The 12,418-nt window shown below is 42.2% G+C and carries 10 protein-coding genes; 3 read left to right on the top strand and 7 right to left on the bottom strand.

The annotated features are described in order from the left end of the window. Positions 1–29: 29 nt before the first annotated feature. A complete protein-coding gene (locus tag B4N43_RS21250; protein WP_088162145.1) occupies positions 30–374 on the top strand; it encodes a hypothetical protein in 345 nt (114 codons plus the stop codon). A 96-nt stretch (positions 375–470) separates the two neighbouring features. On the opposite strand, the gene B4N43_RS21245 is transcribed toward B4N43_RS21250, so the two are convergent. From B4N43_RS21245 to B4N43_RS21220, 6 genes are all read right to left on the bottom strand, one after another. Next, positions 471–1,712 (bottom strand): MFS transporter, encoded by a 1,242-nt coding sequence (locus tag B4N43_RS21245; RefSeq protein ID WP_182984084.1) that lies wholly within the window; start codon positions 1,710–1,712, stop codon positions 471–473. A gap of 161 nt (positions 1,713–1,873) precedes the next feature. Beyond that, positions 1,874–2,968 carry a dipeptidase gene (locus B4N43_RS21240; RefSeq protein ID WP_286736125.1) on the bottom strand — a complete coding sequence of 365 codons (1,095 nt, stop codon included), beginning with the start codon at positions 2,966–2,968 and terminating at the stop codon, positions 1,874–1,876. Between the two features lies 1 nt (position 2,969). Further along, positions 2,970–4,076 carry a D-TA family PLP-dependent enzyme gene (locus B4N43_RS21235; RefSeq protein WP_286736124.1) on the bottom strand — a complete coding sequence of 369 codons (1,107 nt, stop codon included), beginning with the start codon at positions 4,074–4,076 and terminating at the stop codon, positions 2,970–2,972. 10 nt (positions 4,077–4,086) lie between these two features. Beyond that, on the bottom strand, positions 4,087–4,551 hold the full coding sequence (locus B4N43_RS21230) for a RidA family protein (protein ID WP_075993294.1): 465 nt from the start codon (positions 4,549–4,551) through the stop codon (positions 4,087–4,089). A gap of 30 nt (positions 4,552–4,581) precedes the next feature. After that, positions 4,582–5,910, bottom strand: coding sequence for a gluconate:H+ symporter (locus B4N43_RS21225; protein WP_286736123.1), 1,329 nt, complete (start codon positions 5,908–5,910; stop codon positions 4,582–4,584). 234 nt (positions 5,911–6,144) lie between these two features. Further along, positions 6,145–7,602 carry an aminoacyl-histidine dipeptidase gene (locus B4N43_RS21220; RefSeq protein WP_286736122.1) on the bottom strand — a complete coding sequence of 486 codons (1,458 nt, stop codon included), beginning with the start codon at positions 7,600–7,602 and terminating at the stop codon, positions 6,145–6,147. A gap of 128 nt (positions 7,603–7,730) precedes the next feature. Between B4N43_RS21220 and B4N43_RS21215 the strand changes: the two genes are divergently transcribed. After that, positions 7,731–9,215: a glycoside hydrolase family 130 protein gene (locus B4N43_RS21215; RefSeq protein ID WP_286736121.1), complete on the top strand. Its 1,485-nt coding sequence runs from the start codon at positions 7,731–7,733 to the stop codon at positions 9,213–9,215. Here B4N43_RS21215 and B4N43_RS21210 read toward each other — a convergent pair. Beyond that, positions 9,187–11,400: a glycosyltransferase family 4 protein gene (locus B4N43_RS21210; RefSeq protein WP_286736120.1), complete on the bottom strand. Its 2,214-nt coding sequence runs from the start codon at positions 11,398–11,400 to the stop codon at positions 9,187–9,189. The two genes, B4N43_RS21215 and B4N43_RS21210, sit on opposite strands and share 29 nt — an antisense overlap. 359 nt (positions 11,401–11,759) lie before the next feature. Between B4N43_RS21210 and B4N43_RS21205 the strand changes: the two genes are divergently transcribed. Further along, a complete protein-coding gene (locus B4N43_RS21205) occupies positions 11,760–12,350 on the top strand; it encodes a sugar O-acetyltransferase (protein WP_088162152.1) in 591 nt (196 codons plus the stop codon). The last annotated feature ends 68 nt before the right edge of the window (positions 12,351–12,418 follow it).

Genomic DNA, 12,418 nt, shown 5'->3' with positions numbered 1-12,418 from the left:
TTAAGTCAAACATTTTACATTAAAGGATCATGGAGAGAACCCCTATTCAGAAGGCTACGTCAAGTGACGGAAAAACAATTGCTATTATTTCTTACTTAACCATCATCGGCCTTGTTGCTGCCATCATTATGAACAACAAGGAAAAGACTGCTTTAGCGCAATTCCATATCCGACAAAGTATAGGAATTTCAGTAACAGGAATGGCGTTGGGACTGTTACGTTTTGTTCCAGGTATTGGCGGAATTGCCATTAGTATTGTTGGATTGCTCCTACTTATTGCTCTTATATTAGGATTAATATCCGCATTTTCCGGAGAGCGGAAACCACTCCCCTTTATCGGTGAAAAATACCAGGAATGGTTCAATATGATCTAATCAACATTTTCAAGACATGGAGCACCTTCCCATCAAAGATGCTCCATGTTATCGTTTTTTATGAACGTTCTGCCTTTAATTGAACGTAGCGCATCTTTAGCTAGCTTTCATATCCGGCACCGCTTTCTCCTCTTTAAAAAACAGGGCAAATAGCACAAGACAAAAACCAGAAATACCTGCTGGAATAAACCAAAGATATTCCCAAAATTGAGCAGCATAAGCTGTTTTTAGGTAATCTGAAACAGCACCGGCAACCCAAAATCCGATCAGCATACCTACACCATACATCGCGATGGTAATAAGACCCTGTGCAGAAGCTTTGTATTTTTCACCAGCAATTCGATCGGTATAGATCTGACCCACTACGAACATAAAATCATAGCAGATGCCATGCAATAAAATTCCGAACAGCAATAAGAATGACCGTTCCTGTCCGTCGCCGTAAGCAAAAAACAAATAACGGAGTGCCCAGGCCGCAATGCCCAGTAAAATCATCTTTTTATACCCCAAGCGTCTAAAGAAAAATGGAATCAACAACAAGCAGATGGCTTCGGAAAATTGCCCCAATGCCATTTTTGCTGTGGGATTGGGTATTCCGGCGTTGACCAAAAATGGGTTCGCATTTTGATAATAGAACGAAATGGGAATACAGATGACAATTGCTGTTACAAAAAAAATCAGAAAACTCCGCTGTTTTAAAAGCTTCAATGCATCCAAACCGATTGCCTTTCCAAAATCAAACTTTTCATCTCTAAGCTTCACCTGTGGTGGTGTTTTTGGCAATGCTAGACTGAAGACCGCCAATAATAACGAACAAACCGCGCCCATAATAAAGGTATTATGCAGAGCACCTGCCTGTATCGATTCGGGCGCATCCCAACGGAACAAATAACTGATCACAAGTCCCGAACAGATCCAACCGATCGTCCCCCACACGCGTACCCCCGGAAAATACTTCTTCGCGTCTTCAATATGCCGGAATGCGATCCCATTGGATAAGGATAGCGAAGACATGTAAGCCATAAAATAGACAAATACATAGGGATAAAAATGTGTCGCATCCGGTGCTTGCGACATCCCGTAAAGTAGTGCAGCTCCAATGAGATGTAATGCTGAAAGTACCCGCTCGGCATTAAAATACCTGTCGGCGACAAAACCCACAAAAAAAGGAGCAAATACAGCACCAAGGGATTGTGTCGCAAAAATATTTGCGACCTCCATACCCGAGGCATTGAGCGATTTAATGAGGTATGTTCCCAAAGTTACAAACCAAGCCCCTTTGATAAAATACTCTAAAAACATCATCAGGGACAATTGCACGCGTAATACTGGTTTCATCTATTAATTGGTGTTGGAGGTGTTTGTTTTGATTCGTTTAATCGGCTTCGCTATTAGTTAACTATTTGCTCTTCAAGACATGCTATCATCTGGGTAGGTTATTGACCTATTTGTGCTCAAGGATGTCTCCATTTCTTTTCTTAAGATTCGATTATCTTTTCTTAAGATTCTGGCAATGCATTTCGCATAAAATTAAGCCAGTTCTTGCTGGCAATCTTTTCAAGATCCGTGTTATCATACCCTCTTTTTGACAGGATACCAAATACTTTTTGGATATCAGCAATCGTTTCCAGATCATAAGGACACTGCTCACGGCCAAATGCTCCGTCTAAATCGCTCCCCACGCCAACATGATCTACATTTCCTGCCAATTGACAAATATGATCAATATTGTTGGCCATGATATCCATGGAGCAATTGCTTGTTTTAGGGTCGGATACACCGCGGACCCAATTCGGTACCATCATCCAAGCATCGAGCGCTACACCGATCACTGCTTTTTTCTCCACAAGTGTCTTAATCATTTCATCACTGAACTGCCTATTATGGTCCACAAACTTGCGGCAATTATTGTGACTGGCCCAAATCGCACCCTGATAACGTTGTACAGCATCCCAAAAAGCATCATCATTTAGGTGTGTCGCGTCCAATATCATCCTCAATCGCTCCATTTCCTGCAACAACCTTATTCCCTGCTCATTAAGCTTGCCGGATGAATCTGTTCCATTGGCATATCTACCTGGCCCGTAATGTGCTGGTCCAATCGCTCTTAAACCATAGTTATAAGCTGTTTCGAGATAGCTGATATCCACAATGGAATCGGCACCTTCCAGACTCAGCAGGTACCCGATTGGCTTATCGGCATGATCGCCCCCCTCTGACCAGAGCGCCAAATGCTGGTCCAGATCAGTTTTTGTACAGATCATTTTCATTTGGCCATCGGCTTCCATTGCTTTATACCATGCAAGCTGACCCTGTGTTTGCGCCCATGCCTGTTCCGGTGAGTACCAGCCTGGTAAAGAACTTTCGGGTTTTACGAATCGAGCGATTTGAGTGGCAACAACCAAACCAATATGACCACGACGCAATTCGTCAAAAGTGACTGTTGCCTTAGCCCGATCGGGTTTGTCATCCATCCCCTTTTCCCTACGGTTCAGTTCAGTAATCGGCAATCGAAGATCCCGATTCCATTCCATGGCATTCATACTCAAATCCAAATGTGCATCGACCAAAAATGGCATTTCAAATTCGTACATATCAATAATTTATTTTTTTATTTCGCGCATAAACAGTCCAAATTTGATCTGCCTGCCGTTCATTGACAACTTGAAGCTCGCCATAACAAGCTACTGTCGGACAGATATGTCGTGGCACGGCATACAGCGCATCGCCTAAGTTAAACTGGGCACTATCTGTTACCTCAACGACCAAATGTTCTTCACTCTGCATTTTTATTTCGCCAATACGGGGATCGAAAAACTTGACGCGGGGTTGCGGCGATTCACATGCAACTGATTTATACCCCAGGTCCAAACAAAGGTGCTTGTGATCAACGATAGAAACGACACGCGTCAAAAGTACCGCCGCAAGCATAAAATCTTGTTCTGCGTAATTTTCGGCATAGCCGAAATCCCAAAACACAAACGTTCCGGGACTGCATTCTACATCGCTGCGTTCAGCATGAAAAGGGAAACTTGGCGAACCGCCAATAACTTTAGTCAAAGGTTTAGAAGTAGATACCTGCGCCATAAGATAGGCGGTTTCGAGTATACTATACGAATGTTGGGATTGCTTTTCGCGAAGTTTATAATCTTTGTCATGAATATGACCGTCATAACCATGCACACCTACCAACTGAATACCTTCCAAAAGATGGATATCCATAAGGAGACGCTCAATCCCTTCTAAAGGTAATCCTGTTCGGCCCATGCCAATATTAACATCCAGATAAACAGCGCTGCGTAAGCCTTTCGACAAGCTCCACTTTGAAATCTCCTGTGCTGCATCGACATGATCCACAAGACAGGCAAAATGTGTCTCCGGAAAGGCGGTTACAAGATTCAAAAAACGATCTATCTTTGGCCCTACGGGCTGGTATGCCAACAAAACATCTTTTGCACCGATAACACCCAATAGTTCAGCTTCTGCAATGGTTGCACACTTAAACTTTGTAATCCCCTTATCCATCATCAGTTGGCATACTTCCCGACACTTGTTCGTTTTGATATGCGGCCGCAATCGATCAGCCCGCCCATGCACAATATGTAAAGCGCGGTCTATGTTCTTGACAATGCGATCAGGATAGACCAGCAAGGCTGGCGAATCGACCTGATCAACATCATGTATATGGCACCAAGTTTCCATACAATTCCGATTAGTATAACTCAAATAATGCTTCGATTTCTACGGGAATATTATCGGGCAAAGATCCAAATCCAACTGCACTACGTGTTCCAATACCATTCTCTTCTCCCCAAACCGCAGCGAATAGTTCACTACAGCCGTTAATTACACCTGGATGATAAAGAAAATCCGAGGTACAGTTGACCATACCCAATACCTTGATCACACGCTTGATTTTGTTCAATGAGCCCAAATTGGTTTTAATGGTCGACAACATGGTTAGGCCTACTTGTCTCGCTGCAAGTTTGCCTTCTTCAGGACTGATATCACTTCCAATGCGACCGATAATTAATGCAGCATCATCTTGTACGGGACCATGACCAGAAAGATACAGATACTTGCCGTCAATGACGTATGGTTTATAGACACCTTTAGGTGCCGGTGCTGGAGGTAATGTCAAACCTAATTTTTCGAATTGTTCGTCTGCGTTGTACATCTTTAACGATTTTAAAGTTTAAAATAATAGCTAATATAAAATTAATTGCAATAGTAAAACAGCAAGGAGCCCAACAATGGAAACAATCACCTCCATGATCGACCAGGAAAATAACGTATCCTTTACGCTTAGGCCAAAGTACTCTTTAAATAGCCAAAATCCGGCATCATTGACATGGGAGAACATCAGACTTCCGGCTCCTATCGCCAATACCATAAGGTTAGGGTCCGCTTTTCCCCCTGTAACAATAGGTAGCAGAACACCAGCGGCTGTCAAGGCGGCTACTGTGGCCGAGCCGACACAACCTCTGATAACAGCTGTAATTAACCAAGCCAACAGTAAAGGTGAAATGGGGAGCTGCTGCAGGGTATTGGCCAATAACAGACTAACTCCACTGTCCTCCATAACTTGTTTAAAGATTCCCGATCCAGCAATAATCAATAGAATCATGGCAATATCTTTCACCGCAGACTCATAGATTGTCATCACATTGGCCATCGATCGTCCCAATTTCAATCCTAATAAATAGGTTGCTACACCGACCGCAATAACCATAACAACGGTAGGGTTGCCGATAAACTTAACTCCCTGCTGCAGCGCTATATTGGTTGTATGATAGCAATAAGGAAGCAATGTAAATAAGACAATGAGCAATACCGGCAGCAAGGCAACAGCCAGACTTACCCCCACTGTCGGGCGCGGATACTGCGCTGACTCCGAACGATCTTTCTCGCTAAAAATTGATTCCTGACTTGCCCGTATATTTTTGAGGCTTCTTCCAAAAATTGGCCCACCCAAAATAATAGCAGGTATGGCGATCAACAGACCATAGATAAGTGTCAGTCCCATATCAGCGTGAAACAGGGCAACTAATGCAACTGGGGAAGGATGCGGCGGAATAAAGCCATGTGTTACAGACAGGGCTGCCAGCATCGGTAATCCAATATATACTGCCGACAACTTATAGCGGTAGGAAATAGAAAATATCAAGGGAACTAATAAGACAAATCCGATTCCATAAAATAACGGTATTCCAACGATAAACCCCGTCAACATAAGCCCCCACTGAAGATATCGTTCTCCCATCAGGCGGACCATTTGCTCAGCAATAATCTCGGCGGCCCCACTTTCAGCGACAATTTTCCCCAACATTGCGCCCAATACAATAATTAAAGTCAGGCTCCCCATAACTCCCGCAACGCCCTTTTCAACTGTCCCCACCAACTGTGCCGGTGGAATACCCAAACAAAGTCCACTGAGTAAGGAAACAACTAAAAAAGCAAGAAAGGCATTGATCTTAAAATAAGTTATGCAAAGGATAAGCAAACAAATGCTGATTACAATGAGGATTATAGTCATTATATCACTATTAGGTTTTCCCTCAATTTGAGAGCTTGTATAAAATTTGGTCTATTAAATCATTTTTTCATCCTGAAAGTAAGGTTATTTTTCATTTTTTGCAAGGAAAATGAAAAATTAATGAAAATAAAAAAGGTATGGCTTACACCATACCTTTCTGTTTCCGTGACCTATCTCTTTTTGCTTTCATGACCTATCGTCAAAAAAAAACAGCAATAGGCCCTTGTTGAAAATTTATTTTTTAGGGATCTCTTTGAGAATTTCGAGCACAAAACTCCAAAACTTCTGTACCGAAGAAATGGAGACACGCTCTGCAGGCGAATGTGCACCTAAGATTGTTGGTCCAAAAGAAATCATATCCATTTCAGGATAGTTTGTTCCCAAGATACCGCACTCAAGTCCGGCATGGCAAGCCACCACTTCTGGAGCTTCACCATGTTGTCTCGTATAAATTGATTTGAGCACTTCTAAAATCTCAGAATTCGGATTAGGTGCCCATCCTGGATAATTGCCCGAAAAACCGACGGTAAAACCACCCAGTTCAAATGCAGCTTTTAAAGATTGGGCTAAATCAAATTTAGACGTTTCAACAGAAGATCTGGTTAGACATTTGATGGAAACCTTTTCCCCACCTACTTCTACTTTAGCAATATTATTGGAGGTTTCTACCAAGTCTTCAAAATCGGCGCTCACACGATAAACACCATTTAAGGCCGCATAAACGCTGTTGATCAGGTTTTCCTGCACGTTTACTGGAACTACAGTTGCATAAGCAGCATCAGTTTGCTTCACCACAATTTCCATAGCCGGTTCTGTCGTTGCAAATTCCAATTTAATATCCTGAGCCAATTGTGTCAAATTATGAACAAAGTCAGTTGCTTTATCCTTACTGATAACCACCTTTGCAACACTTTCTCTCGGAATTGCATTGCGTAGACTTCCGCCCAATAAAGAAGCAATACGCAATCCATAATGTGCATTCGTGCCAAATAGCAAACGGTTCATTACTTTATTGGCATTGGCAAAACCTTTATGAATGTCCATACCAGAATGCCCCCCATGTAGTCCTTTTACTGTAATTTCAAAAGATAACGTATCAAAAGGACAAGGCTCTGCAACATAGGACTGTGTTGCCGTCACATCAATCCCGCCAGCACAACCAATATCGATTTCAGTATCATTCTCTGTATCCAGATTCAACAGGATTTCACCAGAAAGCACATCGCCTTTTAAACCTAAAGCTCCCGTCATGCCTGTCTCTTCATCAATCGTAAACAAAGCTTCAATGGCAGGGTGTTCAATAATGGATGATTCCAAAATCGACATGATTGTCGCAACGCCAAGACCGTTATCTGCCCCCAAAGTGGTACCCTCAGCTTTTACCCAATCACCATCAACGTACATCTTAATGCCTTCATTATCGAAGTCAAAAACAGTATCGTTATTTTTTTGGTGCACCATATCCAAATGCGACTGCAATACTATCGTTTTACGATCCTCCATTCCCGGAGTAGCAGATTTTTTGATGAGCACATTACCAATCTCATCAACGCTTGTTTCTAAACCCAAGGATTTACCAAAGTCTACCATAAAGGCAATCACGCGCTCTTCTTTTTTAGAAGCTCTCGGGACCGCATTCAATGCAGAGAAATTTTTCCAAATTGCTTTTGGTTCTAAATTATTTTCAATCATATCTAAATTTTTTCCTTGGTCAAAGTTACTCCATTTTTATTAGATATCCGGTGATTATTGGCTTAGAATAAAAACAAAAGCCAATCACTGTTCGTTCTAATACAGGGTATAAACATCAACATATCATTATGCATAGACCAGTACAAGTTGAACGGAAGGATATTTACTTTAAACCAGATAAAAAGAGAGTTTTAGCACGTTTTTTCTCACTGGGGGATGATCGTACCATTAAAGTTCTCAAACGTATCTTATCCCTGAATGAATCGGAGCGAAAAGAAGTCTTTGGCCAGGTACTCCGAAGCTATACAAAAAGACATCGTAGTATAGTCCATATCTTTGAACGTAATTTTGACCGCATAAGCCACTTATTGGAAAAGATTCCATTTCCAAAAGAGAAACTGAGCCAAATTGACAAGCTACTGATCGGCTCCTATTTCACGATGGAATATTCAATTGAATCGGCGGCATTGTTTAATCCCTCCATTATAGAACATCCGGACCAGACAGAATTATTCAGGGGTGAAAAACGGGTTATTTTGAGTTTCAGGGCAACCGGAGAAGGCCATGTCTCTTCGATCGTTTTTCGATCAGGAACATTGGATGTTGACAACAATATACATATCGATTATGTCGGCAGTTTATTGGATAAACCTATGCAAGTCAAAAATCACCGTTATCACAAGGAGTCATTCTTAAAGAAAATGAATGAGTTGCATGCCGAGCCAACGGAAGTTAAGTCCAAACTGGAAGCTAAGCTAACGGAGACATTTACCTACGAGGAACTCAAACGGTACATCGATGAAGTACGGCGCGATAGCGACGAAAACCTGGAAAATGTGACATTTCTACAACAGGCGCTCTGGCTCGCTTCGTCGCATTATGAAATGACTTTCTCCCTGGATACTTCCATTTCAGAACGTGTGATATTTCCGATTGCCGATACCGAAAAAAGAGGTATTGAAGATGCGCGTTTCGTTCAGTTCAAAAACGAAAGAGGTGAGAGCACGTACTATGCAACATATACCGCTTACGATGGATTCAGCATCCTCCCGAAATTACTCACCACAAAAGATTTTTACCATTTTAAAGTGAAACCTATTTATGGTGAAATTGCCAACAAGGGGGCGGCACTATTTCCACGTAAAATAAATGGACGTTATGCCATGCTCTGCCGCATTGATGGTGAGAACAACTACATCGCCTACTCCAATAATATCAATATATGGCAGGAAACGGCCATCCGGATTCAACAGCCAGAATATCCGTATGAATTTGTTCAGATCGGTAATTGCGGGTCGCCGATAGAAACGCAATACGGCTGGCTGATTTTAACCCATGCCGTTGGACCAATGCGTGAATATGTCCTAGGCGCAGCTCTTTTGGACTTGGACAACCCGCATGTGGAAATTGGACGCCTACATAGCCCATTGATGACGCCCAATGACGAAGAGCGAGAAGGCTATGTACCAAACGTCATTTATTCCTGCGGAGCGATAGTACACAACGAACACCTCATTTTACCTTATGCGATCTCCGATTATGCATCAACCTATGCGACCATCAAGCTCGAAGATTTATTGCTCGCTATCTTGAATCCTGATCGTTATCAATAAAAGCACGGTAAACTACGATATAAGCCAAATAGAAACAAAGGGTACTCTCCGCCCCTTGGTTTCTATTGATGCCATAGGATTCGAGGCCATCACAGCAACCTTTGGTTTCCTCATCATACAAACCGAGCCGAAGATCATTCTCTCCTAAAAACCAGCGGAAAGAAGCAATCATACGGGTAAAATAGACCTTTTTATTGGTCAATCGAAAAGCTTCACGATACATAAATACCATTGCCGTGACATCAAGTGGCTGCTGACCAAACTTGCTGATATGCTTCCCTTGCTTGGCCCACTCCTGGTTTCCGACCAATGAAAGCGCGCCATTCTGGACAGTCATACTTTCGAGAAACTTTAAAGTCGATAATCCCAACTGTTTTATTGTTTCATCGTTCAAAAAAGGATAGGCCGTCAATAACGCATAGGGCAAAATTGCGTTATCATAACTCAATACCGCTTCAAACCATTGCCAGTTTTCATCTGAGCTTGCCTCGTATTCCCGTACCAGCTTGCCGATAAGGGCCCGCATCAACTCTATCATCACCTCGTCATTGGATTGATGATGCAAATATTCCGCAATCCCCAGTACAGTATAAGCTATCGCCCGGTTGGAACGCAACTGGCCAAAATTTGGAACGGCCCTAAAAAACAGTTCATGCCCCAATTGATAATAGCTTGTCAATTTTGTCTCCCGAAGAAGTACGCCCAATGCCCACATGGTCCGTCCAAAGGAGTCCTCCGAACCGACCTCATCGAGGAAACTATGTTGGAAATTCATAAAATTGTGAAAAAGCCCATCTTCGCGCTGATGATAATAGATATAACTCAAGTAGGTCGAGATGCGACGATCGAGCCTTTTGTCAGCAAAATCTTGCTGCGCCAATAAAGTAACTAAAAGTGCTCTTGCATTATCGTCCAGACAATAGCCCTCTTTGTAGTTCGGTAGCGAATAAGTTGCATGCTGTAAGATACCGACCTGATTGGTCAGTCTGTCGATATGCTTCCAACTGAATTTGGGCATTTCCTCTATACTAAATCCAACATTTTCTTTGAGGCTATCATAGGTAGGAATAATCTTATCTAAAATTCGTGTGTACCGAAGGCCTATATTTTTCCAGGTCATCTCTTTACCAAATATACGGGCATTGTCTCTTAGTGTTGTGCGATAGTCCAAATTTGAAAACAGATTTTTGAGCACCTCGGCCATCTTGGCTGAATTTTTAAATTCGACGAGCACTCCCCTTCCATCAGCGAGCAATTCTTTGGCGTGCCAATAAGGAGTGGACACCACCGCAGCTCCGGCACCGATGGCGTAAGACAATGTTCCACTTGTAATCTGTGCCTCATTGACATAAGGTGTAACATAAACATCGCAGGCACATAGATACTCCACAAGATCGGCTTGACTAACAAAGGAATTAACAAATTTCACATGTTCCTGCAACTGATAGGTTTCCACAAGACTGCCCAGGTATTCCCGATATTCCTCGCCGGAATGTGCCAATACATTGGGATGCGTTTTACCAACAACGAGGTACAACAGATCCGGTTCATCTTTGACGACCTCAGGGAGGGATTCAATCACCATTTCAATTCCTTTGTTTCGCCCCAAAAAACCGAAGGTCAATAAGACTTTCTTCCCGGAAAGTCCTTTTTTAAGCTTGGCAAGCTCATGATCTAAAGTAAACTCCGGCACACCGTGGTGTATCAGCCTAACTTTGGAGGTATTGACCCGATAAATCGATTTGAGTAATGTAATTGCATAATTGCTCATGACGATTACAATGGAAGCCCGTTTTACAATTTCAATAAGAATGGCCTTTTCATCAACATTGGGTTTTTCGAGAATGGTGTGAAAATTAACAAGTAGCGGAATGTGTAATGCATTAATCAATGATAAGATATATATGCCGCTATTCCCTCCAAAAATGCCATATTCGTGTTCGAGTATGACGCAATCGTACCCGTTTTCATTAATATAATTTGCGGCTTCAATATAGGACAATTGACGATGTTGATCTATTTTAAACACGACCTCACTGGGATAAACATAGTCCCGATCCGCGACCGCAAAAACATGTTGCGTCGGTTCCTGATTATGCAGTGCTACAGCATGCAATAAATCTGATGTAAAAGTGGCAATTCCACATTCTTTGGGCAAGTAGGTACTTATATAAGCAATCTTCATTGGAATAATATTTTGAATATAGCCCGGACAAAGGCAATAGCATCGTGTGCTCCACTATCTAAATGCGTTTCGAACGAAAATTGTTTGTCACAACTGTATGAATTAAATCGGAGGAAGGTTGGACGACACTTTGTGCAGATCAGTACGTTGCTATAAAACCTGGCGCTGAAAAGCTGTCCATTTGTTGGAAACAGTATAATTTGTTGGAAAACAGGGTATCCATTGATTATGCTTAGTAGAAAACAGAGCCTTGATTATGCGAAATAAGAGCGCTCAATATCCTAGATTCACAACACGTAGATTGCTATTGCTTTTAAAAATCAATTTATCTAAGTTTGTTACAGAAAAACGGGCATTGAATGAAATCAGCAAAGGAAAAAATGATTGCCGGACTTCCCTATATCGATTCGGAGGGGCAATTATTTAAGGAAAGACAATACGCAAAAGAAGAACTGAAGCGATTTAACGATTCAGAGCCTAAACAACTGAAATTCAGAAAACAGATTATTCAAAAACTGTTTAAAGCAACAGGAACTCGATTCTTTCTCGAACCTCCTTTTCGTTGCGATTATGGTTATAATATTGCTATTGGTGAGAACTTTTACAGCAACTATAACTGTACGATTTTAGACGGCGCGCCGGTTACCATCGGTGACAATGTATTATTCGGCCCCAATGTAAGCCTCTTTACAGCTGGTCATCCCCTACATTTTGAAGCAAGAAATCAAGGTTGGGAATTTGCGTTGCCGATCGTTATCGAAGATAATGTATGGATCGGTGGACATGTTGTCGTCAACCCCGGCGTGCGAATCGGAAAAAATTCGGTCATTGGTTCTGGATCGGTCGTCACAAAAGATATACCAGCGGATGTCGTAGCTGCAGGCAATCCTTGCCGGGTGATACGTAACATTACCGAAGCGGATCGGATCAACTATACTGAAAATCTGTAGGGATAACACAGGTCACAAGGGATAACATGGGGCACATTTATAAGAAAACGATCTATCTTCCCACTTAC

The sequence above is a fragment of the Sphingobacterium sp. UBA1897 genome (genome assembly GCF_002337775.1).
In the GTDB taxonomy this organism is placed as follows: domain Bacteria; phylum Bacteroidota; class Bacteroidia; order Sphingobacteriales; family Sphingobacteriaceae; genus Sphingobacterium; species Sphingobacterium siyangense.
This window is presented reverse-complemented; position numbering and strand designations above follow the sequence as displayed.